General features: G+C 55.9%; 27 protein-coding genes and 3 tRNA genes. 28 read left to right on the top strand and 2 right to left on the bottom strand.

The window, feature by feature from the left end; all coding sequences use genetic code 11:
- Window positions 1–78 precede the first annotated feature (78 nt).
- The 17 genes from AC3WQH_RS15920 to AC3WQH_RS15840 all read left to right on the top strand — a co-directional run bounded on the left by AC3WQH_RS15920 (window position 79) and on the right by AC3WQH_RS15840 (window position 16,883).
- Window positions 79–282: a DUF3311 domain-containing protein gene (locus AC3WQH_RS15920; protein ID WP_005833510.1), complete on the top strand. Its 204-nt coding sequence runs from the start codon at window positions 79–81 to the stop codon at window positions 280–282.
- Window positions 279–1,772 carry a sodium:solute symporter family protein gene (locus AC3WQH_RS15915; RefSeq protein ID WP_005833509.1) on the top strand — a complete coding sequence of 498 codons (1,494 nt, stop codon included), beginning with the start codon at window positions 279–281 and terminating at the stop codon, window positions 1,770–1,772. The genes AC3WQH_RS15920 and AC3WQH_RS15915 overlap by 4 nt, the downstream gene beginning before the upstream one ends.
- A 39-nt stretch (window positions 1,773–1,811) precedes the next feature.
- Window positions 1,812–3,434, top strand: a complete 1,623-nt coding sequence (locus tag AC3WQH_RS15910; protein ID WP_005833508.1) for an amidohydrolase — start codon at window positions 1,812–1,814, stop codon at window positions 3,432–3,434.
- Entirely contained in the window at window positions 3,431–4,699 is a 1,269-nt protein-coding gene (locus AC3WQH_RS15905) for a M20 family metallo-hydrolase (RefSeq protein ID WP_005833507.1), read from the top strand. The genes AC3WQH_RS15910 and AC3WQH_RS15905 overlap by 4 nt, the downstream gene beginning before the upstream one ends.
- Window positions 4,700–4,977: 278 nt before the next feature.
- A complete protein-coding gene (locus tag AC3WQH_RS15900; RefSeq protein WP_005833506.1) occupies window positions 4,978–5,835 on the top strand; it encodes a carbon-nitrogen hydrolase family protein in 858 nt (285 codons plus the stop codon).
- Window positions 5,836–5,862: 27 nt separating this feature from the next.
- A complete protein-coding gene (locus tag AC3WQH_RS15895) occupies window positions 5,863–6,531 on the top strand; it encodes a GNAT family N-acetyltransferase (protein WP_005833505.1) in 669 nt (222 codons plus the stop codon).
- A gap of 48 nt (window positions 6,532–6,579) precedes the next feature.
- A complete protein-coding gene (locus tag AC3WQH_RS15890; protein ID WP_492332145.1) occupies window positions 6,580–7,251 on the top strand; it encodes a GNAT family N-acetyltransferase in 672 nt (223 codons plus the stop codon).
- Window positions 7,252–7,354: 103 nt separating this feature from the next.
- Window positions 7,355–7,600 carry a hypothetical protein gene (locus AC3WQH_RS15885; protein ID WP_007779625.1) on the top strand — a complete coding sequence of 82 codons (246 nt, stop codon included), beginning with the start codon at window positions 7,355–7,357 and terminating at the stop codon, window positions 7,598–7,600.
- Window positions 7,597–8,898, top strand: coding sequence for a sigma-54 interaction domain-containing protein (locus AC3WQH_RS15880; RefSeq protein ID WP_005833500.1), 1,302 nt, complete (start codon window positions 7,597–7,599; stop codon window positions 8,896–8,898). The genes AC3WQH_RS15885 and AC3WQH_RS15880 overlap by 4 nt, the downstream gene beginning before the upstream one ends.
- Before the next feature lie 151 nt (window positions 8,899–9,049).
- Window positions 9,050–9,919, top strand: coding sequence for an energy-coupling factor transporter ATPase (locus AC3WQH_RS15875; protein ID WP_221842792.1), 870 nt, complete (start codon window positions 9,050–9,052; stop codon window positions 9,917–9,919).
- Complete coding sequence (locus AC3WQH_RS15870; RefSeq protein ID WP_007779611.1) at window positions 9,916–10,776, top strand: energy-coupling factor transporter ATPase; 861 nt, start codon at window positions 9,916–9,918, stop codon at window positions 10,774–10,776. The genes AC3WQH_RS15875 and AC3WQH_RS15870 overlap by 4 nt, the downstream gene beginning before the upstream one ends.
- Window positions 10,777–10,788: 12 nt before the next feature.
- Window positions 10,789–11,625, top strand: a complete 837-nt coding sequence (locus tag AC3WQH_RS15865; RefSeq protein ID WP_005833498.1) for an energy-coupling factor transporter transmembrane component T family protein — start codon at window positions 10,789–10,791, stop codon at window positions 11,623–11,625.
- A gap of 61 nt (window positions 11,626–11,686) precedes the next feature.
- Window positions 11,687–12,244, top strand: coding sequence for an ECF transporter S component (locus AC3WQH_RS15860; RefSeq protein ID WP_005833497.1), 558 nt, complete (start codon window positions 11,687–11,689; stop codon window positions 12,242–12,244).
- 3 nt (window positions 12,245–12,247) lie between these two features.
- Window positions 12,248–13,207, top strand: coding sequence for a P1 family peptidase (locus AC3WQH_RS15855; protein WP_005833495.1), 960 nt, complete (start codon window positions 12,248–12,250; stop codon window positions 13,205–13,207).
- A 52-nt stretch (window positions 13,208–13,259) separates the two neighbouring features.
- Window positions 13,260–14,477, top strand: a complete 1,218-nt coding sequence (locus tag AC3WQH_RS15850; RefSeq protein ID WP_005833494.1) for a M20 family metallopeptidase — start codon at window positions 13,260–13,262, stop codon at window positions 14,475–14,477.
- 273 nt (window positions 14,478–14,750) lie between these two features.
- Window positions 14,751–16,532 carry a M3 family oligoendopeptidase gene (locus AC3WQH_RS15845; RefSeq protein WP_007779599.1) on the top strand — a complete coding sequence of 594 codons (1,782 nt, stop codon included), beginning with the start codon at window positions 14,751–14,753 and terminating at the stop codon, window positions 16,530–16,532.
- Window positions 16,533–16,640: 108 nt separating this feature from the next.
- Window positions 16,641–16,883, top strand: coding sequence for a hypothetical protein (locus AC3WQH_RS15840; protein ID WP_005833491.1), 243 nt, complete (start codon window positions 16,641–16,643; stop codon window positions 16,881–16,883).
- A 65-nt stretch (window positions 16,884–16,948) separates the two neighbouring features.
- Here the strand turns inward: AC3WQH_RS15840 and AC3WQH_RS15835 are convergent, their stop codons facing one another.
- Window positions 16,949–17,857, bottom strand: a complete 909-nt coding sequence (locus AC3WQH_RS15835) for a C40 family peptidase (protein WP_283859192.1) — start codon at window positions 17,855–17,857, stop codon at window positions 16,949–16,951.
- A gap of 187 nt (window positions 17,858–18,044) precedes the next feature.
- Here AC3WQH_RS15835 and AC3WQH_RS15830 point away from each other — a divergent pair.
- From AC3WQH_RS15830 to ppsA, 7 genes are all read left to right on the top strand, one after another.
- Window positions 18,045–18,121: transfer RNA gene (locus AC3WQH_RS15830), tRNA-Asp, on the top strand.
- Between the two features lie 33 nt (window positions 18,122–18,154).
- Window positions 18,155–18,230, top strand: a tRNA-Thr gene (locus AC3WQH_RS15825).
- 11 nt (window positions 18,231–18,241) lie between these two features.
- Window positions 18,242–18,328 (top strand) — tRNA-Leu (locus tag AC3WQH_RS15820).
- Window positions 18,329–18,499: 171 nt separating this feature from the next.
- Window positions 18,500–18,781, top strand: a complete 282-nt coding sequence (locus AC3WQH_RS15815; protein WP_492332144.1) for a helix-turn-helix domain-containing protein — start codon at window positions 18,500–18,502, stop codon at window positions 18,779–18,781.
- On the top strand, window positions 18,742–19,533 hold the full coding sequence (locus AC3WQH_RS15810; protein WP_492332143.1) for an ABC transporter substrate-binding protein: 792 nt from the start codon (window positions 18,742–18,744) through the stop codon (window positions 19,531–19,533). The genes AC3WQH_RS15815 and AC3WQH_RS15810 overlap by 40 nt, the downstream gene beginning before the upstream one ends.
- Window positions 19,534–19,558: 25 nt before the next feature.
- On the top strand, window positions 19,559–19,978 hold the full coding sequence (locus tag AC3WQH_RS15805; protein ID WP_026557121.1) for an ABC transporter substrate-binding protein: 420 nt from the start codon (window positions 19,559–19,561) through the stop codon (window positions 19,976–19,978).
- Between the two features lie 385 nt (window positions 19,979–20,363).
- Window positions 20,364–22,976, top strand: a complete 2,613-nt coding sequence (gene ppsA, locus AC3WQH_RS15800; protein ID WP_026557122.1) for a phosphoenolpyruvate synthase — start codon at window positions 20,364–20,366, stop codon at window positions 22,974–22,976.
- A gap of 75 nt (window positions 22,977–23,051) precedes the next feature.
- Here the strand turns inward: ppsA and AC3WQH_RS15795 are convergent, their stop codons facing one another.
- On the bottom strand, window positions 23,052–23,450 hold the full coding sequence (locus AC3WQH_RS15795) for a hypothetical protein (RefSeq protein WP_141333628.1): 399 nt from the start codon (window positions 23,448–23,450) through the stop codon (window positions 23,052–23,054).
- 84 nt (window positions 23,451–23,534) lie between these two features.
- On the opposite strand from AC3WQH_RS15795, the gene AC3WQH_RS15790 reads away from it, so the two are divergent.
- The 4 genes from AC3WQH_RS15790 to AC3WQH_RS15775 all read left to right on the top strand — a co-directional run bounded on the left by AC3WQH_RS15790 (window position 23,535) and on the right by AC3WQH_RS15775 (window position 26,723).
- Window positions 23,535–24,152: a VanW family protein gene (locus tag AC3WQH_RS15790; RefSeq protein WP_327953199.1), complete on the top strand. Its 618-nt coding sequence runs from the start codon at window positions 23,535–23,537 to the stop codon at window positions 24,150–24,152.
- 149 nt (window positions 24,153–24,301) lie between these two features.
- On the top strand, window positions 24,302–24,835 hold the full coding sequence (locus tag AC3WQH_RS15785; RefSeq protein WP_310669951.1) for a hypothetical protein: 534 nt from the start codon (window positions 24,302–24,304) through the stop codon (window positions 24,833–24,835).
- Window positions 24,836–24,907: 72 nt separating this feature from the next.
- Window positions 24,908–25,534 carry a fumarylacetoacetate hydrolase family protein gene (locus AC3WQH_RS15780; protein ID WP_005833478.1) on the top strand — a complete coding sequence of 209 codons (627 nt, stop codon included), beginning with the start codon at window positions 24,908–24,910 and terminating at the stop codon, window positions 25,532–25,534.
- A 283-nt stretch (window positions 25,535–25,817) separates the two neighbouring features.
- The gene (locus AC3WQH_RS15775; protein ID WP_492332142.1) at window positions 25,818–26,723 is read left to right on the top strand and encodes a C40 family peptidase; all 906 of its coding nucleotides are present in this window, start codon (window positions 25,818–25,820) and stop codon (window positions 26,721–26,723) included.
- The last annotated feature ends 206 nt before the right edge of the window (window positions 26,724–26,929 follow it).

The following is a 26,929-nucleotide window of genomic DNA, read 5'->3' as shown; positions in this document are numbered from 1 at the left end:
AATTTTTCGATAATAATAGAGTACATGTCCAAAGCGCGCGCAGGCAATGGGACAAATCGAGTAAACAGGGGGATTTGCATGAAAGCAAGAGATTGGCTTGGGGTCGTGCCGTTTGTCGGCATGCTTGGCGGGATACCTTTTGTCAACCGGGTGGAGCCGTATGTGCTTGGGATGCCATTTGTCCTGTTCTGGATTGTGTTGTGGGTGGTGCTGATCTCTGTCGTCATGGCGATTTTGAACAAAATCGATCCGGCGACAAAAGAGGAGGAGAGCTCATCATGAACAGCGCCCTCTTGATTATTTTTGCCTTTCTGCTGCTGGCGTTCTACTCCGGGATTCGCGCGCGCCAAGGAAAAGACATGAACATGGAGCAATGGACGGTTGGCGGCAGAGGCTTTGGCTCTATCTTTATTTTCCTGTTGGTGGCGGGGGAAATTTATACGACCTTTACGTTCCTTGGCGGAAGCGGCTGGGCCTACTCCAAAGGAGCGCCTTCCTACTACGTCCTGTCCTACATCTCGCTTGCCTACGTCATTTCCTACTGGCTACTGCCTCCGATCTGGCGCTATGCCAAAGAACACAGACTCGTCTCCCAATCCGATTTTTTTGTGAGCAAATACAACAGCCCGATCCTGGGCATTCTCGTGGCCGCCGTTGGCGTCGTCGCGATCATCCCGTACCTCGTGCTGCAATTTAAAGGGCTTGGCATTATCGTCTCGGAAGCTTCTTACGGGACGATCTCGCCAGCAGCCGCTGTTTGGCTCGGCGTGATCGCGGTCACTATCTACGTGATGCTGTCCGGCATTCACGGCTCGGCCTGGACGGCAGCGATCAAGGACATCATGATCTTTTTCGTCGTCGTCTTTCTCGGGATTTACTTGCCGTACCACTACTACGGCGGCATTCAGCCGATGTTCGAAGCGGTGCAGGCGGCGAATCCGGGCTTTCTGACCTTTCCGGAAGAAGGGCTCAGCATTTCCTGGTACATTTCCACCGTACTCATTACGGTTTTCGGCTTTTATATGTGGCCGCATACGTTCGGCTCGGTCTTTTCGGCCAAGAATGAAAATGTTTTCCGCAAAAATACGATCATGCTGCCGCTCTACACCTTGATGCTCTTGTTTGTGTTTTTCGTCGGCTTTACCGCGATCCTGCAAGTTCCCGGCTTGCAAGGGGCAGACGGGGATTTGTCTTTGCTACGGCTGTCGCTTACAACGTTTGACCCGTGGATCGTCGGCATCATCGGGGCGGCGGGGCTGCTGACGGCGCTCGTGCCCGGCTCCATGCTGCTGATGACAGGGGCGACGCTTTTGGCGAAAAACGTGTACAAGGTGATGGCGCCTGCCACGACGGATGCCCAGATCGCGAAGACGGCAAAACTGCTCGTGCCAGTTATCTCTCTGGTTTCTCTCTACTTTACGCTCGGCGGCGGCGACACGCTCGTAACCTTGCTGTTGATGGGCTACAGCCTGGTGACCCAGTTGTTCCCGGCGCTGTTGTTCAGCTTGCCGAAGCAGCCCTGGGTGAACAAATACGGGGCGTTCGCCGGCATTCTCGCAGGGGTGGCGACGGTGGCTTATGTCACGGTGGCGAACGTGACGCTGGCGACAATGTTCCCGCATTGGCCGTCCGCGATTAAAGATTTGAACATCGGGGTAGTGGCGCTGCTCGTCAACATCGTCGTCATGTTTGCCGTGACAGCGGTAACGAGAAGCATGGCTGTCGGTGAGCATCAGGCGGCGAAAGCAGAAGGGACGCCTACGCTGGAATAGCGCGCAAGGCAACGTGAAAAAACGAATGGGGGAAGCAACATGGCAGATACCGTTTTTCTCAATGGACATGTGGTGACCGTGGATGCGCAGGACCGGATCGCAGAAGCGGTCGCGATCAAAGGCAACCGGATTGTCGCTGTCGGCACAACCGAACAGATCAAAAAGCTGATCGAGCCAGAGACAAACATCATCGACCTGGAAGGCAAAAGCCTTTTGCCCGGCTTTATCGACGCGCACTTGCACATCACGATCTACGGCACGAACAAGCTCGGCGTGGACTGCAAGGCGCGCGGCATCCGCTCGATCGAGGAACTGCTCGCGGCGCTCAGGGAGCGGGCGGAAACAACGCCGGAGGGCGAATGGGTGAGAGCGTGCGGGTTCGACGAAAACTTGATGATCGAGCAGCGCTATCCGACCCGTGCCGAACTGGATGCGGTGTCGGGCAAGCATCCGATCTTCGTCATGCGGACGTGCGCCCACCACAGTGTCGCAAACAGCCGGGCATTGGAGCGCGCCGGCTACGACAAACAGACGCCGGACCCGCAGGGCGGCCGGATCGACCGCGACGGGCAGGGCGAATTGACAGGCTTTTTGGTCGAGACGGCCCACATGAAAATGTTTGAGCTGGCCGCTTTTTCCGAAGCGGAGTACAAAGAGGGGCTGCGCCTCGCCTCCGAAGATTTTGTGGCGGCTGGCATCACCAGCGTTCACGACGCAGGCGGGTACGGGCCGGACAACTATCGGGCGATGCAAAAGGCGGTGCAGGCAGGCGACGTCAAGGTGCGCATTTACGCGATCATTTGCGCCCTGAATCAGTCGGAGGACTTCGTGCGGCGGATGATCGACGCGGGAATGGTCACGGGAACGGGCGACGAGCGCTTTCGCATCGGCCCGGCGAAGGTGTTTACCGATGGAGCGAGCATTGCGCCGACGATGGCGATGCGCGAGCCGTTTGACAGCCGTCCCGGCGATTGCGGAATTCTCTACTATGAACAGGACGAGTTGAATACGATTTTGGGAGAGGCACATGCCAAAGGCTTTCAGATTACCGCGCATGCCCAGGGGGATCGCGCAATCGACATGCTCTTGACCTGCTTTGAAACCGCGCTGGCCGCGCATCCGCGTAAGAACCACCGCCACCGGATCGAGCATGCGGGCGTCTCGTCGCCGGACTTGCTTGCGCGAATGGCCCGACTGGGCGTTGTGCCGATCCCGAACCCGGCGTTCATTTACGATCACGGCGATTCGTACGTCAAAAACATCGGGGAACGGGTCGGGCACATGTTTCCCGCGCGCGGGCAGGCTGATCTTGGCATCATCGCGGCAGGGGCATCGGACTGCCCGGTGACCGATTTCAACCCGCTGATCGGCATTCACGCCGCGGTCAACCGACGGAGCAAAACAGGCCAGCCAGTCGGGACCAACCAGCGCGTCACCGTCATGGAAGCGATCCGCATGTTCACCTGGAACGGCGCGTACGCCAGCTTCGAGGAGGGGATCAAGGGCAGCATTGAGCCGGGCAAGCTGGCCGATCTCGTGGTGCTGAACGGCAACATTTTGTCCCACCCGCACGAGCGCATCAAAGAACTGAAGGTCGAACAGACGATGATTGACGGCAAGATCGTTTACCAAAGTCAGGATGAGGAGGTTTTGAAGGCATGAACGTAAAAGCGAGAGTGCTTACGATCAACGAAGAGCGGCTGCGAAAGCGGATCGAAGCTTTGGCCCAGATCGGGAAAATCGGCGAGACGGGTGTATGTCGGCTGGCCCTGTCCCCGGAGGATCGCGCTGGCGTGGAGCTGGTGCGCTCCTGGATGGAGGAAGCGGGGCTGTCTGCCCGGCTGGACCACTTCGGCAACCTGATCGGGCGACTGGCTGGCCAAAACCCGGCTGCGCCCGTCCTGATGATCGGCTCGCACATTGATTCCCAGCCGTACGGCGGCAGGTATGACGGCGTAATCGGCGTATTGGGCGGTCTGGAGGTCGCCCAGACGCTGCGCGAGCAAGGCATCGTCCCCAAGCAGCCGATTGAGGTAGTGGCGTTTTGCGACGAGGAAGGCTGCCGTTTTCAAAAAGGCTTGTTCGGCTCAAAAGGAATCCTCGGGCAGCTCGACCCGCAAGACCTGGAGCGCACCGACAAAAGCGGCGTGACGCGCAGGGAGGCGCTCGCAGCGTTCGGCTGCGACCCCGAGCGCCTGGCCGAATCGGTCTATCCCGCAGGCAGCATCGGCGCGTATCTGGAGCTGCACATCGAGCAAGGGCCAGTTCTCGACGATGCCAACGAGCCGATCGGCATCGTGTCGGCGATCTCGGGCCCGCTGTGGTGGACGGTCGAGCTGACGGGCTTTGCCGGACATGCCGGATCGGTGCCGATGCCGATGCGCAAAGACGCGCTGGTCGGAGCGGCCAAAGTCATTCTCGCGGTAAACGAGCTGGCCCGGCTAGACCCGGAGGCGCCGACGGTAGGCACGGTAGGCCACCTGGAGGTGTTCCCGGATTCCCGCAACATCATCCCTGAGCGGGTGCGCTTTTCCGTCGATTTGCGCGACATTGATCTCGTGCGGCGGGACGAGCGGGAAAAAGCGCTGCGCGAGGCGATTGCCCGTGCGGCGGCAGAGGGCGGCTTGCAGTACACGATTACGGAGGACACGAACAGCGACCCGCGCTATTGCGCGGACTGGATCAAGGCGATCATGCACGAGGAGAGCCGTGCGCTGGGCATTTCCGCCCGCGAACTGATGAGCGGCCCGTTCCACGATGCGCTGGCTCTTTCGTACGTGTGCGACTACGGCATGATTTTTGTCCGCTGCAAGGACGGGATCAGCCATAATCCGCAGGAATTTTCCACCTATGAAGACATCGCGCTCGGGACGGAGCTGCTGTACAAGACGGCCTTGCGCATGAGCGGCACGAACAGCGGCATGTAAAAAGCTTCTGCCGGTACTCGCGCGCAACTCCCGGCGGGACGGTGTTTCGCTGCATGAAGGCGGTCAGTCGCCCGGTCACGAAGTACATTGCTGCACCCCCGTTTTTTTGGCGAGAGCATTTCCGCGTTTGTTGACCGAAAAAGAGTCGCCTGTCCGAAGGGGCAGGTGACTCTTCTGTTGCCTTTGGCCAAGTTTGCTGTGCGGCATATTGCAAGAGAGACTTTCTCGATCATTTTTGATATATTTTAGGCATATGGAAAAAAGGAAGGAAGAATGCCATGAAAATGCGCGTCTCAGCAGTGCAGTACCATCTGCATACGATACATAGCTTTGAAGATTTTGCAAATCAGGTTGAGCACTACGTCCGAAACGCCCAGGAGTACGACGCCGAGTTTTTGCTGTTTCCTGAATTGTTTACTACCCAACTCATGTCCATCGGCGACGAACACGGAAATGCTTTGCCGATCACGGCACTGCCGTCGTTCACCGAGCGGTATGTGCAGTTGTTTTCTTCCCTCGCGGCCAAGTACGACATGCACCTCATCGGCGGCACGCACATTATCGAGGAAAACGGCAAGCTGTACAACACCGCCTTTTTGTTCTACCCCGACGGACGGGTAGGCCAGCAAAAGAAAATCCACATCACGCCATGGGAAGTCAAAGGCTGGAACATGGGCGCGGGCGACTCGCTGCAAATTTTCGAAACCGACAAAGGCAAGGTCGCGCTGATTATTTGCTACGATATCGAGTTCCCCGAATGGGTGCGCATCGCCAAGGCGCGCGGAGCGGACGTCATTTTCTGTCCGTCCTGCACCGACGACCGCCACGCTTTCCACCGCGTGCGCTACACGAGCCATGCGCGCACGATCGAAAACCAGGTGTACGTCGTTCTGACAGGGACGGTAGGCTCGCTGCCGACCGTCGACTTTATGCGTGCCAACTTCGGGCAGGCCGCGATTTTGACGCCGAACGATGTGCCGTTCCCGCCTCGCGGAGTGCTCGCCGAGGGCGAAATCAACCAGGACATGCTCGTGACCGCCGATCTCGACCTGTCGCTTTTGTACGAGGTGCGGGAAAAAGGCTCGGTCACCACCTGGCGCGACCGTCGCACAGACCTGTATCCCGATTGGAGCTAGCATACCGCGAACGGACGGAGGATGGATATGTACCGCAAAGAGCTGTATGTGTTTGAAGGGGACAAGCCGCGCAAGGCCGTCATCCGCAACTACAACCGCTCCGACTTTTTCGAGCTGATCCAGATTCAGGCGGAAAGCTTCCCGCCGCCGTTTCCATCCGAACTGTGGTGGAACCAGGAGCAGCTCACCAACCACATTACGCTGTTTCCCGAGGGCGCGATTTGCGTGGAGGTGGACGGCGTGCTGGCAGGCTCGATGACCGGGCTGCTCGTGCCGTTCGATCCAGCGCACCCGGAGCACCAGTGGGCGGATGTGACCGACAACGGCTACATCCGCAACCACGATCCGGACGGGGACACGCTGTACATCGTCGACATTTGTATCCGGCCGAGTCACCGCAAGCTCGGACTCGGACAGCTCATGATGCAGGCGATGTACGAGCTGGTCGTGCAAAAAGGCTTGAAGCGGCTCTTGGGCGGCGGCAGAATGCCTGGCTACGGCCGCTACGCTGGCGAGTGGACGCCAGAGCAATACGTCGAGCGCGTGGTCGCCGGAGAGGTCAAAGACCCGGTCATCACGTTTCTCATGCGCTGTGGCCGTGTGCCCGTGCAAATTGTGCCGAACTATTTGGAGGACGAAGAGTCCCGCAACTACGCCGTGCTGATGGAGTGGAAAAACCCGTTTCTGGCACGCTAGGCGACAGACGATACACCGATTTTCTCACGCTCAGGAGGATGGATCCCGATGGAATTTGTACGCATTCAACATATTGACAACCCGCTGTTTGCGAAAATGCACCGTTTGATGCAGGAAGTTTTCCCGCCAGAAGAGGTTTTGGACTACGACCTGTGGAAAGAGCCGCTCGAAGACCCGGGCATTCGCGTGTTTGTCGCGGTGCATGAAGGAGAAGTAGTCGGAGCCACCGAATACCGTTACTATCCCGACCTGAACGTCGCGATGACCGACTTTACGATTATCGGGCGGGAAGGGCTTGGCGTAGGCCGTTTTCTGGCGAGAGAGCGGCAAAAAGACCTGCTCGCGCTTGCAAAGGAAAGCGGCAAGGAGCTGTACGGCATGTTTGCCGAAATTTACGATCCGTACCGCGTGGAGGAGCACAGCTTTGGCGGCATCAAGCCGATGGACCCGTTCGTGCGCCGCGAAGTTCTCTCCCACCTGGGCTACAAGCGCACGAATATCGCCTATGTGCACCCATCCTGGCAAAACGATGGCGAGGCCGTATCGGGACTGGACCTTGGCTTCATGCCGACGAATGAAGAGCAGACGAGCCTGGAGGCAGAGCTGATCGTCACTTTCCTCAAACGCTATTACGCCGTGCTGCCGCAAAAGCCGCAAGCGTGGCTGGACATGGTGGCAGAGCTTGAGAGCAAGGAAAGCGTAGAGCTTCTCCCGATCTAAACGAATCAGACAGCACGAACCGACACTCCTGTGGAGCTACTCATCCTGGCTTCACGGGAGTTTTTCTTCTCCCATCCGATAAGGCCAGACAGGAGTGACAAGAGTGAACGTGCAAAATCTCGCATCGATTCTTCTTTACATGGCCGTCCTGTTCCATCTGCTCGGCATGAGCGGCTGGGTCCAGGCGAAGCTGTCCCAGCCGATTCAGCTCGCGACGCTCGGACTCATGCTTGCGGCTTTGTTTGCGCTGCGCAAAAAGAAGCGCAAGACGAGACGCCGGGCGAGAAAGCCGCCAGCCGAAGTGGCTGTCATGCTGGACCGGGCGGAGGAAGGGGAGGCAGGAAAATGATCGGCGACATTCACATTCAGGCGATCCTCGACGCCTCGCATGACGGCATTATCGCGGTCGACCACGACTATACGATCATCTGGGTCAACCAGAATGCGACGGAAATACTCGGCTTGCCGCCAAACGTCGTCGGGGAGAAAATTACCCGCTACATCCCCAACTCGGACATGCTGCGCATTTTGGCAACCGGAAAAAAAGAAATCGGCGACATCGCCACCGTCCTGAATCGGCAAATCATCATCAACCGCCTGCCGATTGTGGTGGAAGGAGAGGTCGTCGGGGCCGTCTCGACGTTCAAGGAAATTACGGACATTCAAAAGATGGAGCTGCGCATCCGCAAGCAAAGCATGGAAAGCGGGCTGGAAGCCAAGTTTCGGCTGGAGGATATCGTCGGCCAGTCCAAAGCGATGCGCGAGGCGAAGGAATGGGCAGAAACTTTTGCCAGAACGGATGCCACCGTGCTGATCCAGGGCGAGACCGGGACGGGCAAGGAGCTGTTTGCGCAGGGCATTCATTTGAGCAGCCAGCGGGCGACAGGTCCGTTTATCGCGGTCAATTGCGCCGCGCTCCCCGGAAACCTGCTGGAAAGCGAGCTGTTCGGATACGAGGAAGGGGCGTTTACAGGCGCGCGAAAAGGCGGGAAGCCCGGCCTGTTCGAGCTGGCGCACGGCGGAACGCTGTTTCTCGACGAGATCGGGGAAATGTCGATCACGATTCAGGCGCTGCTGCTGCGCGTCCTCCAGGAGAAAAAGGTGCGCCGGATCAGCGGCGAGCGGATCGTCCCGGTCGATGTGCGGATTATCGCGGCGACCAACCGCAATCTGGAACAACTGATGGCGGAAAAGCTGTTTCGCTCGGACCTGTACTACCGGCTGAACGTGTTGACGCTGGAGCTGCCGCCGTTGCGCGAGCGCACGGAAGACATCCCGCTGTTGATGGAGGCGATCATGGAGGAAATCGCGCAGCGCGGCGACAGGCGACTACAGGGAGTGGACGAGTCTGTGTACCGGTTTCTTGCGCAATACGACTGGCCGGGCAATGTCCGCGAACTGCGCAATGTGGTCGAACGCATGGTGCTGCTGTGCAAAAGCGACCGTCTCGGACTGGAGGACACGTTGTTTTTGGCGAAAAAGCTCGCCCAGCGCAACGCCTTCCGGCAGCAGGAGCAAGACGAAGCAGAGGTAATCAGGAAGGTTTTGGAAATGACAAAAGGAAACAAGGGCGAGGCAGCGAAGTTGTTGGGGATGGATCGCACGACTCTGTGGAGAAAAATGAAGAAATATGGCGAAGTAGACTGATGTTGCAACAGCAACGAAAATGATGCGGATTGCAACAGAAGATTCATCTTTGAAGTCTGAAATTTACAGAAAATTAAAAACATAATGACTTGGCACGGGAGTTGCTTGCATATGGCTATAAGACGCACACCCGTGGAAAGGGAGGGAACACATGTCTACACAACCGATCATCCGTGTCGAAAACGTTTCGTTTGCCTATCAGGTGAGCCAGGATCAGCAGATTCCGGTGCTGCAAAACGTCTCCCTTGAAGTGTATCCCGGCGAGTATGTCGCCATTATCGGGCACAATGGGTCCGGCAAATCGACGTTGTCCAAACACCTCAACGGCATTTTGACGCCAAAGGAAGGCAACGTCTTCGTCAACGGCATCAATACGAAGGAAAAAGAGCGGATTCACGAAGTGCGAAGCCGCGTGGGAATGGTCTTTCAGCATCCGGATAACCAGATTGTCGCCACCATCGTCGAGGACGACGTGGCCTTTGGGCTGGAAAACATCGGGACGAGTGTGGAGGAAATGCGGGAACGGGTCGATTTTGCGCTGGAGGCAGTCGGAATGAGCGCCTATCGCCATCGGCCGCCGCACCATCTGTCGGGCGGGCAAAAGCAGCGGATCGCGATTGCCGGCATTCTCGCCATGAAGCCGCAATGCCTCGTTCTCGATGAAGCGACGAGCATGCTGGACAGCTACGGCAGGCAGGACATTCTCGCCGTCGTCCGCAAGCTGCACCGCGAAGGAATGACGATCGTGACCGTCACGCACCACATGTCAGAGGTGACGGAGGCGGATCGGGTCATCGTGATGGAGGGCGGCAAAATCGTGCTGGAAGGTACGCCGCGGGAAGTGTTCGCGCATCAGGACAGGCTGCGCGAGCTTCACCTCGACGTGCCGGACGCAAGCCGAATAGCCGCGCTCGTCCATGCCGAGCTGCCCGCTTTTTCCCCGGACCTGATCCACAATGCAGAAGTGGTGGCAGAGGTCGACCGTTTGTACGTCAGACAGGCGGAGGCGAGCGGCTCATGACGCAACCGATTGTCGATGTGCAAAAGCTGTCGCATGTGTACATGCAAGGAACGCCGCTCGCGCACGCGGCGTTGCAGGAAGTCAGCCTGCAGGCGAACGCGGGCGAATGCCTGGCGATTATCGGGCATACGGGTTCGGGCAAGTCGACCTTGATCCAGCATTTCAACGGGCTGATCCGCCCGCAGTCAGGGACGGTCATCGTGAACGGCATAGACGTATCCCAGCCGAAAATAGACATCCGGGCGCTGCGCAGGCAAGTAGGGCTGGTGTTCCAAAACCCCGAGGACCAGTTGTTCGAAAAGCTGGTCGGAGACGATGTCGCCTACGGCCCGTTCAAGATGGGACTGCCGCTGGAAGAGGTGAAAAACCGGGTGAAATGGGCGATGGACCTCGTCGGCCTGGACTTTCAGGAGATGAAGGATCGTCCCACCTACGCCCTGAGCGGCGGGCAAAAGCGCAAGGTCGCGCTCGCTGGCGTCCTGTCGCTGCAGCCGAAGGTGCTGGTGCTCGACGAGCCGACAGCCGGACTGGACCCGCGCTCCCGGCTGGAGCTGCTGGAGCGGATCAAACGGCTGAATCGCGAAGAAGGGCTTACCGTCATCTTCGTCTCGCACAACATGGAGGAAGTCGCGCAGCTCGCTGACCGCGTGTACGTCATGGCTAACGGGCAAGCCGTTTGCGAAGGGACTCCGCGGCACATTTTCGGCAATCAGGAGCTGTTGCGCGAACACCATATCGGCACGCCGGAATCGGTCGATATATTGTACCGCTTGCGCGAACGCGGCTACCCGATTGATCCGAAAGCCTACTTGCCGGAAGAGACTGCGTATGAAATCTTGAAGCTGATCCAGCGCTAGGGAGGGGAGCACATGTCAGCGGAATTTGAATTGACGCGCAATATTACCATCGGACAGTATTTGCCGACTGCTTCTGTCGTGCATCGGCTGGACCCGCGGTTCAAGCTCGGCGCTTTTGCCATCATGATCGTCGCGATCGCCATCTGCAATACATATGTGGGCAACCTGTTTGCGCTGGCGATCTGCCTGTGGCTGTTCCACGTATCGAAAATCCCGCTGCACTACGGCATCTCCGGGATCAAGCCGGCCGTTCCGTTCATCATTATTTTGGCGATCATGCAGCTTTTGTTTTACGGCGAGATCGCAAACGGCGGCACGATCTACTTCCAGTACGGCTTCATCACCATATCGAGCGAGAGCATCCGGCTCGTCATCGTCTCCGCCATGCGCTTTGTCGAGGTGATTTTTCTCTCCAGCGTGCTGACGCTCTCCACCTCGACGACGGAACTGACGCACGGGATGGAGCGGCTGCTCGGTCCGTTGGAAAAAGTCAAGTTTCCGGTCCATGCGTTTGCGCTCATCATCACCATCGCCATTCGCTTCGTCCCGACGTTTGCGATGGAGATGGAAAAAATGATGAAGGCACAGGCGTCCCGCGGCGCCGACTTCGGCACAGGCGAGTGGTGGCGGATCGTGCAGCGGACGAAAGACATGTTTCCGATCATCATCCCGTTGTTCAACGTGGCGCTGTCCAGAGCCGAAGACCTGATTTTGGCGATGGAAGCGAGATGCTATACGCCAGGTGCGGCCCGGACGCGCTATACCCAGTACAAGGCGAAAGGCGGCGATTATGCCGCACTGCTGGCAAGCGTGGTCATTTCCGCAATCATGTTGGGAATACCGTGGTAGTAGGCGGGAGTTCTCCCTTCTGGGGATTCCATATATCGCTTGGCAAAAAGGAGGAGTAGGCATGGAAAAAGGATTGACCGTACGCAAGATCGTCATTGCAGGGGTGCTCGGAGCGATCGCGATTTTGCTCGGGGTCACGCGGCTCGGCTACATCCCCGTTCCGACGGCGGCTGGCAACGCCACCATCATGCACATCCCGGCCATCATCGGCGGCATCATGGAGGGCTGGGGCGTCGGTATGATTATTGGTCTCATTTTTGGAGTATCTTCCTTCCTGAACGCCACTGTGCCGCTGTTCAAAGATCCGCTGGTCGCGATCCTGCCGCGCCTGTTTATCGGGGTGACGGCGTACTTGACCTACGTCGGCCTGCGAAACGTCAACCAGTACCTGGCGATTGGCGCAGCCGGCTTTATCGGGGCGCTGACCAACACGATTCTCGTTCTCGGGATGGCGGTCATTCGCGGGTACATGCCGTTTGGCGTCGCGGCGACGGTTGCCGTGACAAACGGCCTGCCGGAAGCGGTCGTCTCGGTCATCGTGACGTTGGCGGTAGTCGCGGCGTGGAAAAAGCTGGGAAGCTCCGGGAGACAAAAATCGAAAATTTCAGGAGACTTGTAAGCCATGACAGGAACCATTGTCGATGTGCCCGGCATTCGCGTCGGGCATGCGCAAAATGAAGCAGCGCTGACGGGTTGCAGTGTCGTGTTGCTGGAAAAGCCGTCTGTGTGCGGCGTGGATGTCCGGGGTTCTGCCCCGGGCACCCGTGAGACGGATTTGCTGGACCCGCTCAATCTGGTCAGCGTCGTCCACGCCATCTGCCTGTCCGGTGGCAGTGCCTACGGCCTGGACGCGGCCTCAGGCGTGATGCAGTATTTGGAGGAAAAGGGCATCGGGCTGGACGTAGGCTACGGCGTCGTCCCGATTGTCCCGGCCGCCGTCCTGTTCGATTTGGCAGTCGGCGATTACCGGGTGCGGCCGGACCGGCAGATGGGCTATCAGGCGGCGCTGGCAGCAAGCTCGGAGACTGTCGCCCAAGGGAATGTCGGCGCGGGTACGGGCGCTTCCGTCGGCAAGCTGAACGGGTTTGCCCATGCGATGAAAAGCGGCCTCGGCAGCGCGTCGCTGACTTTGCCGAGCGGACTGGTCATCGGCGCACTGGTCGCGGTCAATGCGGTCGGTCATGTCGTGGAGCCGAAGACAGGGGTCATTCTCGCCGGGCCGCGCGATGAGCGGGGGGAGATTCGAGACAGCATGGACATGATGCTCCAGCATGCTTTTTCGCCGATTCCTCCGGGCACGAACACGACGATTGCCGTCGTCGCCAGCAATGCGAAGCTGACCAAGGCCCAGGCGCAAAAGGTTGCGCAAATGGCGCACGACGGGCTTGCCCGCACCATTCGCCCGATTCATACGATGTACGATGGCGACACGATTTTTGCCGTCGCCACCGATGAAGTAGGGGCGGCGGTCGATCTCGTCGGGGCGCTGTCGGCGGATGTGCTTGCCGAGGCCGTGATTCAGGCTGTCAAGGCGGCAAAGGAAGCGGGCGGCCTTCCGGCGTGGAGCAGTTACGACAGTTGACGCTTCGGCAGCTTTCTTTTCCACACATAGGAACGGATGGGAGGACGGGCAGATGAGTCAAGTAATATCCTTTGTTGACGAGCAAGAGGTTGTGCGTTTGACGCAGGAGCTGGTGCGGATTCCGAGTGTGTTTCGTCCGGAGCAGGCGGGGGCGAACGAGGAGCGGGTCGCCTTGTTTGTGGCCGACTATTTGCGCAAGATGGGGCTGCAAGTTTTTTATGAGGAAGTCGTGCCCGGCAGGCCCAACGTCATCGCTTTTTACGACTCCGGGAGACCGGGGAAAACGCTGCTGTTCGAAGCGCATACCGATGTCGTGACCGAAGGCGACCGGGATGCCTGGAGCTACGATCCGTTCGGAGCAGCCATTTCCGGCGGCCGCATCTACGGACGTGGCTCTTGCGACACAAAAGGAAACCTCGCTGCCGCCATTTGCGCGGTCAAGGCCATCCAGCGCTCCAAGGAGGCGTTCGCCGGAAAAATTTTGCTGTGCATCCCGTGCGACGAGGAAGGCATGATGATCGGGATCAAAGACTTTATCCGCAAAGGCTGGGCGCAAGGGGTTGACGCCGCGATCATCTGCGAGCCGGAGGAAAACCAGCTTTGCGTCACGCAAAAAGGAGCGATGCGGGCGATCTTGCGCACGTACGGCAAAATGGCGCACGGAGCGATGCCGCTGACCGGAATCAATCCGAACACGCGGATGGCCCGGGCGATCGTCGCCCTCGAGGAGCTGGAGCGGAGGGAAATGGCGCGGCTTGGCGAACACCCGATGCTTGGCTGGCCGAGCATCACGCCGACGATTGTGCAGGCGCCTGTCAAGGGCGATGCCCAGATCAACGTCGTGCCGGACCAGTGCATGACGACGCTCGATATTCGAACCGTCCCGGGTCAGGACCACGAGCAGTTGCACGGCGAAATGCAGGCGATCCTCGAAGCGCTGGCCCGCGAGGACGACAAGTTCAGGGCGACGCTGGAAGTGATCGAGGAGCGGCCGTGGACGTTGACCGGAATGGAGGAGGAAGTCGTGACTTCGGTAGCCAGCGCGTATCGGGAAATTACGAAAAGAGAGCCTGTCTACAACGGCGTGCCCGGCGCGACAGACGGCACCTTTTTGCACAAGGCCGGCATTCCGATCTTGACGACGGGGGCGGGCGATCGCCACATTCCCCATCATGCCGACGAGTACGTGGACATTGACCAGTTGGTCGAATCGACGCAACTGTTTGCCTTGTCTGCCCTGACGTTTTTGACGCAGCCTGTCCGGGCGTGACGGAAAAGACGGACTTTGCCCAAGCGCGCGGCAAAGTCTTTTTTCGCGTGCAGGCACTTAAAGAAGCACGGGAGCAAGCCTGTCTGCCTCGGCTCTTGGCTTGGCAAAACTTGCAGTCACGGCGCAAAGACTGTAACTTTTCCCCTGCAAGTCGCGTCTTACCATTTTGTGAGAGCATTGTTTTTATAAAAACTTGCTTAATCTATCCAAATTTTTTTACAATAGAGTCTGTTACATAGAATACATAGGCAAGATGAGAGGGAGGCCGGACCCATGAATATGCGCTGGAACTTGGACGTTTTGTACACGTCGTTCGACTCGCCAAAGTGCAAGCAAGACTGGGAAAAACTATGCCGGGAGATGGACGAGGTAAAAAGCTGGGCAGCCTCAAGCCTGCAAACGACCGATGACGCCGTCCAGAAAATGGAGGCGTACATTACCCGGATGACTTCGATTTTGCAGACCCAATACCGCCTGTACGCGTTTGGCGAGCTGACGGCAAGCGTGGACGCGAAAAACGAAAAAGCGCTGCAATTCATCGAAAAAGTGCAGGAGCAGTCCGTCGAGCTGGTAGAGCCGGGCGTGCTGTTCCAAAAATGGCTCGGCCAACTGGACAATTTGAGCGAGCTGATTAGCCAGTCCGAGCTGCTGGAAACGCATCGCTTCATGCTGACCGAATTGTCCGAGAAGAGCAAGTACATGCTCAGCGAAAAAGAAGAAATCATTTTGGCGAAAATGAAAAACACAGGCTCCAACGCCTGGACGAAGCTGCAGGAAATGCTGACCTCGACGCTCTTGGTAGACATCACCATCGACGGAGAGGCCAAACAGCTTCCGCTGCCTGTCGTGCGCAACATGGCGCATGAAAAAGACGCCGAGCTGCGCAAGGCGGCTTACGAGGCAGAGCTTGCCGCTTACAAAAAGATCGAGGAATCGTCAGCGGCGAGCTTGAACGGGATCAAGGGAGAAGTCATCACCGTAGCCAAGCTTCGCGGCTATGAGTCGCCGCTGGAAAAAACATTGCTCGACTCGCGCATGGACAAGGCGACGTTGGACGCGATGCTTGCCGCGATGAAGGAAAGCTTGCCGGCCTTTACGAAGTACTTCCGGGCAAAAGCAAAGCTGCTCGGACACGAAAACGGCTTGCCGTTCTACGACCTGTTTGCTCCGGTGGGCGAAGCCGACATGCGCTTTACGTATCAGGAAGCGCGCGACTTTATTGTCAAGCACTTTGGTAGCTTTAGCGAAAAGCTGGCGAATTATGCCGCCCGCGCTTTTGACAACCAGTGGATTGACGCCGAGACTCGCGAAGGCAAGCGCGGCGGAGCGTTTTGCTACAACCTGCACATGGTCGGGGAGAGCCGGATCATGGCGAACTACACAGGCAGCTACAACGACGTCAGCACGTTGGCACACGAGCTGGGACACGGCTACCATGGCGAATGTCTCGTGCAGGAAGCGTTCTACAACAGCGATTACCCGATGCCGATCGCGGAAACCGCGTCGATTTTGTGTGAGACGATCATTGCCAAGGCCGCTTTGGCCCAGGCGACCCCAGAGGAAGCCTTTTCCATTCTGGAAAACGACATCTCCGGCGCAAGCCAGGTCATTGTCGATATTTACAGCCGCTACCTGTTTGAAACGGCCGTCTTTGCCCGCCGCGCAGAAGGCTCCCTGTCTGTCAACGAGCTGAAGGAACTGATGCTGCAAGCGCAAAAGGACGCCTACGGAGAGGGGCTTGACCATGCTGTGCTGCACCCGTACATGTGGGTGTGCAAGCCGCATTACTACAGTGCCGATTTCAACTTCTACAACTTCCCGTACGCCTTTGGCTTGCTGTTCGCAAAAGGCTTGTACGCCGAGTACGTGAAGCGCGGCGAAGCGTTTGTCCAGCAGTATGACGAGCTTTTGTCTGTCACAGGCAAAATGAGCATTGCCGATGTGGCCGCGATCATGGACGTCGACGTGCGCTCGGTTGACTTCTGGCGCAACTCGCTTGCGCTGATTGCCAAAGATATTGATACGTTTGTGGAGCTGGCCGCTGCGCGTGCGTAAAGCCCACAGCCCACAGGAAAAAACGTCCGATCGTCATGTCGGGCGTTTTTTTGCGCATAGCAACGAACCGACCGGGAGAAAGTAAGAAAAAACAAATGAGGTGATTACGTGGTAAACGGATTGCAGTTACTCGACCTACTACGGGAAACAGAGAACAAAATGCTGCATCTACATAGAGCCATAGACAGAGTCAGCAGCGAACCTGATTTCAAAGAGTCGGTCAGCGTTCTCACCGTAGTTGTGCGCGATTACCAGCTTCAGCTCGACAAGATGAAGCAGGCTTTGGGCAAAATCGAAATTGGGGCCAACCAGACACCTCCCCAGGCCGGACACAACACGGAAATTCATTGATCCGAACTCACAGGAAAACAGCCCACAACCTGGTGACAGGTGTGGGCCGTTTTTTCGGGGGATTGCTACTGGAATTCGGCGTAGCGCTTGACGCCGTAGAACGGATACAGCTTGTGCATGTACTCCACCTTGCCGTAGCGAACGTCTTCGCCGTTTGCATGGACGATGGTGCCATTACCCAAGTAGATCGCTACGTGGGACACGCGTCCTTTTCCGAGCGAATCGTAAAACAGCAGGTCGCCCGGCTGCGCTTGCTCGAGCGGAATGGATACGCCCCCGCGGAATTGATCCTCGGATGTACGCGGAAGTGTAACCCCGAGGCGGCTAAATACGTATGAAGTAAAGCCGCTGCAATCAAATCCGTCCGGTGTGGTTCCTCCGAGCACATACGGAGTTTTGAGCAGTGGTTCAAAGATCGATTCGAGACGGTGCAGGCTTGCGGAATCGACATCGCCTGCGAACGCAACGTCAGGGGTGAGCTTTGGACTCAAGTAAGCGGAGAAGACGTAGGCTTCATCATCTTCGAACTCGATTTTGGTCCACTCGCTGCCAGTCTCGACGACTTCAACCACGTCACCGAACTTCAGCTTGCCTAAAATTCTCGCATCCGTCGACGCTTTTTTGCGCACATTCAGCACGTCTACCGTCACGCGCGCTTTTTCGCCAGCCGTCAGTTCTTCCGGCTCGTTGTTGGCGGAGTCAATCGAGGCGGCTACGACATCGAGAGGGACGTCGGCTGCACCGCCTGTCGACAGGCTGCCTTCAGGCAAGGACAAAGTCTGGCCAATCGACAGTTGATCGCTTTTCAGTTGGTTCACTTGCATGAGCTGGCTGACCGTAGTCTGGTGCTCACGGGCAATTTTGCTCAACGTGTCCCCTGCTGATACTACATACACTCCAGAGGCGGCGTGAGCAGCAGTAGGCAGCAGAGTGAAGAGGGCGAGGGAGGTGAGTAGCTTCGAAGTAAGTTTCATATCATCGTCTCCACCAATCTACTATTTTCTGCATATCTAGATAAAATTCTAGCGGATTTTCAATGGTAAATCTATGAAAAAATGATGTAGAAAAAAAGATTTCAAAAACTATTGCAAAGTTGGTAGAAGACATGCTATATTACAGAAGTGCCCACGAGAGTGAGCAAAAGTTGGAAATAAACCACATGGAGCTGTGGTGAAGTTGGAGTTCACGCCGGTCTGTCACACCGGAGGTCGCGGGTTCGAGTCCCGTCAGCTCCGCCATTCTTCGATACACGAATGGCGAATATTATCTATGCCGGTGTAGCTCAATTGGTAGAGCACCTGACTTGTAATCAGGGGGTTGTGGGTTCGATTCCTATCGCCGGCACCACGTTTTCATTTGCGGTCGTGGCGGAATTGGCAGACGCGCTAGATTCAGGTTCTAGTGGTGGCAACACCGTGGAGGTTCAAGTCCTCTCGACCGCACCATACCAGTAAACGACAGGCTTTTGGGCTGCTTTTCCGGCAGAACAAAAGCCTTTTTGCTATTCATGATCTGGATTAGGCTGACACTGCTGGCAGCGGCAGGCTTGTCCCGCTTCCAGCTACACGCAAGCGAGCGGCTGCGACTCCGGCCGCCCCGCCGCCTGGGAGACGGGCGTGAGCTTCGTCGAATACCTGGGCCGGGTCCGAATCCGCAAAGGCCAGGAGCTGCTCCAGTTGTCGGACAAAGATTTGCATCTGATTGCGCAGGAAACCGGGTTTGCCAACGATTATTATTTCAGCCGAAAGTTTAAGCAGATTGTGGGCGTTCCGCTGACGGTGTACAGAAAGCAGCCGAAACGAATCGCCGTCCTGATGCCGCACGCCACAGCATGCCTGCTGGCCTGGGGATCGTCCCGGTGTTTGCCGTCGTCGGCTTGTGGATGGAGCCGTGGCTGACTGCTCATTACCGGGAGCGGCTCGACTGCTCAGGTTTCAGGCAAGGGGAGTGGTACAGCGACAAAACCGTCCAGTGGCTCGCGGCGAATCCGCCCGACCTCATCATGGTGTATCGGGAAGAGTACACCGAGAGCTTGTGGGAGATCGCCCCGGTGTTCACGATTCCCGAGGAATGCAGCGATTGGCGGGAGGAACTGCTCGTGCTCGCGGCAGCCGTGGGGCGTCGCGAACAGGCAGAACGCTGGCTCCTGCTGTTTGACGAAAGAGCTTTGGCGGTAAAAAACAAGCTGGCCGTCCAGCGTGCCCGAGGCGAGACGTTTTTGATCGTGAAAATCGTCTCGGGCAAATGCTACGTTTACAGCAACATGACGAGCATGGGCGGGTGTCTGATATACGATGTGCTGGGCTTGCAGCCGCCGACTGCCGTGCAGCGGAACATGATCGAAAAAGGGCTGCTGAACATACACGTCCCGCTGGACGATCTGCCCGATTACTCCGCCGATCACATTTTTTTGTTCCTCTATCATTCGCATTGGCCCCCCGCCGAGTGCGAGGTATTGGAGTCGAGCGTGTGGCGCGGTCTGCCGGCAGTAAAAAACGGCCGCGTGTACGAGCCGGACCCGAATGTTTTTTACGGGTACGATCCTTTGGCGATGGAGAAGCAATTGGACTGGCTGGAGGAAAATGGTCCAGTCACATTTCGGCTGAATTTTCGTCATTTGTCTGCATGGACAAACTTTCTGCCCTCTTGATACGCTTGATTCGATAATAATTCTCATGAATGCGACCGCGACACTTGTTCATCCGAACGGAAAAGAGCTTGCCGTGCTCGGCGACAACTTCGGGCGGGGCGGGGAAGCGATCTACCATGCGATCGGCTTCAAGGCCAATGAGCGGGTGCAGCGTGAAGTGATCGACAGCGGCGCACAGTACCAGGCGATTTCGCTTGAGCTGCTCCAAGAATACGCCGACGCAGACATCGTGTTTCTCTGCTCATGGGACCAAACGACCGAGGAAGAGCTGAAGGCGGTTGTCGATAGCGGAGTGTGGAGGCAGCTTCCGGCTGTCCGGGAGAATCGCGTCATCGTCCTCGATTACAAAACCTTTTTCTACTTTGACCCGATATCCGTCCTCGGCCAGATCGAGGCGTTGGCCGACGTGATCGAGCGGCACAACGGGGCGAAACAGAAGCAGTGAGGTCCGAGGTTTCTGGCACGATGGGGGGGCGGGCCAGTCCTAGAAATTTCTTTGACATGTCTAGTCTTTATGATACAATAGCAAAGGCGATTGAGATTTGAACAGTCGTGATTGTTCCAACATTCGCATTCTCTAACAGATTGCCTGGACGCGTTCCAGGTTTTTTTATATGCTTTTCAGCTTGGAGCGGCATGAATGAAAAGAACCTGGCAAAACTGCCCAGGTTCTTTTTGATTGCGCCTAAAAAGACACGATGATATAATCAGAGCACACGAGTGTACTCAATTTTATGGTTAGTGGTATCTCATTTTACACTTTAATTGTATCACCCGCACAAACACCTGTCAAATGCTTTTTCACAATGGAATGGTTAGGGGAGATCGGAATGAGTGCTTTGGTCCTCGGTTTTCAGGAAATGGAAAAAACAGCGCGGTTGCTCGTTGGCGGCAAAGGGATCAATCTGGGGGAGCTATCGAAAATCCCCGGCATACAAGTCCCGGAAGGATTTTGTGTGACCACAGCGGGCTATCAAAAAGCCATCGAACAAAACGAGACGTATCATGCTTTGCTGGATCGACTGGCGAGGCTGAGCGCAGAAGACCGGGAGCCAATTGGTGAAATCAGCAGGCAGCTTCGGCAAATTATCAGGGAAGCCGAAATTCCCGCCGATGTGGTCGAAGCCGTGACGCACTATCTCTCCCGCTTTGGAGCGGAACACGCTTATGCCGTGCGCTCGAGTGCGACTGCGGAAGATTTGCCGCACGCTTCTTTTGCTGGTCAACAGGACACCTATTTGAACATCATCGGCATAGAAGCCATTTTGCAGCATATGAGCCAATGCTGGGCGTCGCTGTTTACGGATCGCGCGGTCATTTACCGGATGCAAAACGGATTTGACCACCGCCATGTTTCTTTATCCGTCATCGTACAAAGGATGGTTTTCCCTCACGCTTCCGGGATTTTGTTTACCGCCGACCCGATTACAGCCAACCGGAAGCTGCTGTCTATCGACGCCAGTTTTGGACTTGGCGAAGCACTCGTCTCTGGCCTCGTATCCGCCGATTGTTATCGAGTAAAGGACGGGGACATCGTCGACAAAAGGATCGCAACCAAAACGTTGGCGATTTACGGACGAAAAGAAGGCGGGACGCAGACGGAGCAGATCGAGCCTGAGCGGCAAAAGGCGCAAACTCTTACCGACCCGCAAATTTTGCAACTGGCACGCATCGGCAGACAGATCGAAGCTTATTTGGGCTGCCCGCAAGATATCGAATGGTGTTTGGCTGACGATACGTTTTACATTGTCCAGAGCCGTCCGATTACGACTTTGTACCCCATCCCGGAAGCGAACGATCAAGACAATCACGTCTACGTATCGGTGGGCCACCAGCAAATGATGACCGACCCGATGAAGCCTTTGGGCATGTCTGTTTTTCTGTTGACGACGAATGCCCCCATGCACAAAGCCGGTGGCAGGCTGTTTGTCGATGTGACAAAGATGCTCGCTACACCTGACAGCAGGCAAATGCTGATAAATACATTGGGACAATCCGACCCGCTCATAAAAGACGCGCTGCTGACGATCATCGAGCGAGATTTTATCCGATTGTCACCAACAGATGACAAAGAACAGTCCCCCGGCAACAGCAATCCAGATAGGCTGCCCGCCAGTTTGGAAACACCGATCGAAGACGATCCGGCCATCGTCGCTGAGTTGATTGCGCGCAATCAAAACGCGCTCGAACAGGTAAAGCAAACCATCCAAACGAAATCCGGGCCTGATTTGTTTTCCTTTATTCTCGAAGACATCCAGCAGTTAAAGCAGGTGTTATTTGTCCCGAAAAACTTGGGCGTGATTATGGCTGCGCTGAATGCTTCGGCATGGATCAACGAAAAAATGAACGAGTGGCTGGGTGAAAAAAACGTAGCAGACACGCTTTCCCAATCGGTGCCAAACAACATTACGTCGGAAATGGGGCTGGCGCTCCTTGATGTTGCTGATGCGATTCGCCCTTATCCAAAGGTCATTGACTATTTGCAGCACGCACAAGCAGATCACTTTTGGGAGGAACTGCTCAAACTGGATGGCGGACAGGAAGCGCATGACGCGATCCAGGCGTATCTCGAAAAATACGGAATGCGCTGTGCCGGAGAAATTGATCTGACGAGAACGCGTTGGAGTGAAAACCCGCTCACGCTCGTCCCCATGATTTTGGGCAACATCAAAAACTTTGAGCCGAACGCTGGCAAGCGGAAATTTGAGCAAGGGCGACAGGAAGCGCTTAAAAAAGAACAAGAGATCATCGAGCGAGTAAAGCAATTGCCGGACGGGGAACAAAAAGCAAAAGAAACGAAACAAATGATCGACCGCATCCGAAACTTCATCGGTTATCGCGAATATCCCAAATACAGCATCGTGAATCGCTACTTCGTCTATAAGCAAGCTTTGCTGAAAGAAGCCGAACAACTCGTACAAGCGGGTGTTCTTCGCGAAAAAGAAGACGTGTACTATCTCACTTTGGAAGAGTTTCACGAAGTGGTGCGCACGAACAAGCTGGACCAGCAGGTCATCAGCCAACGAAAAGAAGACTACCAATTTTTCGAAAAGCTGACACCGCCGCGTGTCATCACGTCTGATGGTGAAATCATTGCGGGCAAGTACAAGCGGGAAAGCTTGCCCGCCAATGCGCTTGCAGGTCTTGCTGTTTCTGCCGGAGTGATCGAGGGGCGGGCGCGTGTCATTTTACACATGGAAGAGGCGAACCTGGAAGAAGGGGATATACTGGTCACCTCCTTTACTGACCCGGGCTGGACACCTTTGTTTGTATCGGTCAAAGGTCTGGTCACCGAAGTGGGCGGACTGATGACCCACGGGGCAGTAATCGCGCGTGAATACGGCTTGCCGGCCGTTGTCGGCGTGGAAAACGCCACCCGTCTCATAAAAGACGGGCAACGCATTCGCGTGCACGGAACAGAGGGGTATGTGGAGATTTTGTGATGGCTGAAGCCGTCAAGCTCGCGAGCGAGTCGAGTAGATGAGCGGTTGCCTTTGGTTGCAAGGCAGGACGAGCGATCAAAGAAAGTTTTTCGACCAAGGAAGGTTGAAGAACTTTCTTTTTTTCGCTACAATCAGAATGATGATAATGAATTTCATTTTCAAAAATAAAAGCTTCATGCCTGAAACACCGCAGGCTGTTCCTGACCTGGCGTGAAGCATAGCGCCATTTTGTCCAGAAGAAAACGAGAAAAACCGGGCGGGGCGCTCGGCGTGATCGGCGAGAACGATGCAGAATGGCGACTTAGAGACAGACCGCAGCAGCAAGGACGGTCTGCCTTTTTGCGCCAGAAAAAGCGCAGGCGGATGTCCACCGTCCGGCTGCTCACCTGTTCCTTGAAAACTGTCCAAGATTTGCGGGTTGCTCGCCGCGTCAAGCGTGGGATACAGTAGAGTGGCGAGCATTGTGATCGACACGTTGCAGGCTTGCAGCATTCGCAAGCTTTTTTGCGCGAGCCGAAAAAAGAGACAGCACGAATGAAAGCGAGGGAGTAGAGGAGCATGAACAAATTCCGGTTCATAGGCATCAGTGTGATGACAACAGCCTTCCTGTTTTCAGCGTGTACGGCAGTCCTTCCCGCACCTGCATCTGCCCTGGGCACAGCAGAGCTTTCCCCTGCAGAGCAGCGCGAAGCTTTTTTGGACAAAATGGACATCAAAGACAAAGAAGTCCTCGGCTTTTACCATACGACGATGGAAGGCAGCTCTGACGCGCGCAAGCACAATATCAAGAAGGCGCTGAAAAAGATCAACCAGGAAAAAATCAAGCCGCAAGCTGTTTTTTCTTTTAATGAAGAAGTAGGCAATTCCAACATAGAGGAAGACGGCTGGGAAAAGGCAGGGACGATCTTGAACGGGCAGCTTGTCGACGACTTCGGCGGCGGGATTTGCCAAGTATCCAGCACGCTGTACAATGCGACAGCGGAAGCCGGGATGACGATCGTGGAGCGGCACAATCACAGCAAGTCGGTGGGCTACGTGCCGGCAGGCCAGGACGCAACGGTAGCTTACGGCGTCCTCGATTTTCAGTTCCAGAACCCGTACGACTTTCCTGTCAAAATAAAAGCGAAAGCGTACAACGAAAACGATGTAGTCATCGCCATCGTCCGCGCATCATGACAACAACGCAAAAGCAGGGGGACATCAAATTGGGATGTACCTCCTGTTTTTTTTGTCTGCTATAAATGTAAAATAATGGATGTACCGAAACATTATTTGGTTTTGAGGCAGGCATTCCTGACCATACTGTGTGAAAAGGAGGTGCCGTGATGTACGTACAGGTGACAGGTGACCCGCATAATCAGCGCGTGGTCGTCATGGGCGAGCCTTTGGGCTCTTGCCAGGAGGATGGCTACTATCTTTTGCCTGGTCGGCTTGTCGCAGCGCTAAAGCCGGAAGATTTGCCTGTCGGGATGGCATTCAGACTCCAGGGCGCCCTTCCTTCGGGGTATGGATTTTATCGGGAGGACTCGGTTGTCTTTCGCAGGAGAAACGATTCCTCCGCACTTTGGATCGAGGTAACTTCCACCTATGTCATCTCGGAATGGGATGGCTTGTTTTCGCTGGACGCGACCGTTCAGGCGCGCCGAGCGGTCATTGAGCAGCACCCGCAGCTCGCGTTTGTCCTCTGCGAAAAAAATGAGCAGGTCGTGCGCCTTCGTTACGGGTTCATGTGGAGCTCGGAGGAGGAGACGGATTTGGAGAGCGCGCTGGAAGCGATTTGCGATACAGTGTTTGAAGTGGAGGCGCGCGGCAACGCCAGGCTCTGGCCGGGCTATGACAACTGCTTTGACGAGTATTGACCGGCTGTTTTTCGTCCTCTTTCCCATGATATAGTAAATGGGAGCGACAAGCTTTCAGAAGGAGAGGACAAAATGGAACAGATCCGCAATATTTACTGTGTGGGCCGCAATTACCGGCTGCATGCGGCCGAACTGGGGAACGACGTACCGAAAAAACCGATGATTTTTGCCAAGCCGACACACGCTCTGGCTGTGACGAACGGACAGGAGATCGAGCTGCCTGGGACGCGCGGAGAGCTTCATTATGAAGCGGAGCTGGTCGTGCATCTGGCACGGCCGTATGAACCGGGCTGCACGCTTGCCGAGCTGGTCGACAAGATCGCCCTTGGCATTGATTTTACTTTGCGCGATGTGCAGAGCGAGCTGAAGAGTGCAGGCCATCCGTGGCTGCTTGCCAAAGGCTTCCCTCATTCCGCGATCTTGACGCCGTTTCACCCGTTTCCAGGGCTTGCGGCGATGCAGCAGACAGACTTTTCCCTGCTCAAAAACGGCGAGCAGGTGCAGCGGGGAAATATTCGCGATGTGATTTTTGATCTGGAGACGATCATTGCTTACGTCGCGGAGCATTTTGGCTTGGGTCAGGGCGATGTGATTTACACGGGGACTCCTGCGGGTGTCGGACCGGTCGCCGATGGCGATGTGCTGACCCTCAAATGGGGCGACGAAGAGTGGGGCCAGTTTACGGCCAAACTGAAATAAAAACGGGCAGTTATGCCGGGTGAAAAGACCCATCTTCTGACAGGATCAGGCAGAAGATGGGTTTTTGTTTGAAAAAGCGCCATTGAAACCGATTCTCAACTGCGTCTGGTTCTATGGAACTAAAAGGCAGGAATGGCCTGTTGTGCGCCTTGTTTTCTGATTAGTCCGATGCTACTAATTCCATGATTGGTAAATTTTACGGTCTTATCCTCCCGTTTCCTCCTGGGGTAATCTGTCCATGTGCCCACGACGGGTGCCACAACATGACAAGGAGGAAAAGAAAGTGACGAAACGAGATTGGGTAATGAAGTCAACAGTAGCAGTCATGCTGAGTACGTCCCTGTTAATGGGTGGTCAAGTTGGACAGGCGGCCGCTAAGACGCAAGATTCGAAACAGTCTGATGTTGTACAGATCGCGACATCTTTGATTGGGAAAGATTATGAATATAAAGCAAAAGGTTCAAAACAGTTCGGGTCTGCAGAGCTGGCTACGTACACGTACAAGCAAATCGGCATTTCCATTGGCAGCACGATTTCGAGCTTGTCCAAAGCAGGCAAAAAAGTCTCCCAAAACAGCGTAGAGCCGGGAGACCTGGTGTTCTTCTCGTCCAATGGAAAAGGAAGCCCCACATTTATGGGCATATACATAGGCAATGACCAATTTGTCTACTCCTCTCAAAGCGAGGATGCCGTCGTCCTGAAAAGCTATTCGGAATACAGCAATAAGTTCGTCGGCGCACGCCGCATTTTGGATGAGACAAGCTCTTCCGACAATTCCGGCAGCAAGCCGGAGCAACCGGCAAGCAATCTGGCCGACAAGGTCATCAAGATCGGCGAGAAATACATGGGCACGAAGTACAAATACGGCTCGAGCAGCAGCACGACCAAGACGTTTGACTGCTCGTCCTTTACCCAGCGCGTCTTCAAGGAAGTGGGAATCACGTTGCCGCGCGACTCCCGCCAGCAATCGACCGTAGGGACGACTGTGTCCAAGAAGAACTTGCAAAAAGGCGACCTGGTCTTCATGAAGGCTTCTGTCAACAGCTCTTCTGACCGGATTACGCACGTGGCGATCTACGCCGGAGACGGCAAAATTTTGCACACGTACGGCAGCCCGGGCGTGACCTACTCCAAGTTCGACGGAACGAACTGGGAGAAGCGCGTGGTCAAAATCAAACGCGTCCTGTAGCCGCTAAAGGCTCCCCTAACTGCATACGGTAAACACCGTTCAGTCGGCTCTCGTGCTCGTGTGCATGAGAGCCTTTGTTATGTATGACGCAGGACGCCGCGAATTGTTACGGGTGCGGCGCTTGCCAATTTTTGCAATGCTCCACGGATAAATTTTTGTTAGAATAGACAGTAAAGAGGAAATATTGAGAAAATGTAGAACTTCTA

The organism is Brevibacillus sp. FW301-21C12A, assembly GCF_058788915.1.
The sequence above is the reverse complement of the archived record's forward strand: the minus strand, read 5'-3'. Positions and strand labels throughout refer to the sequence as shown.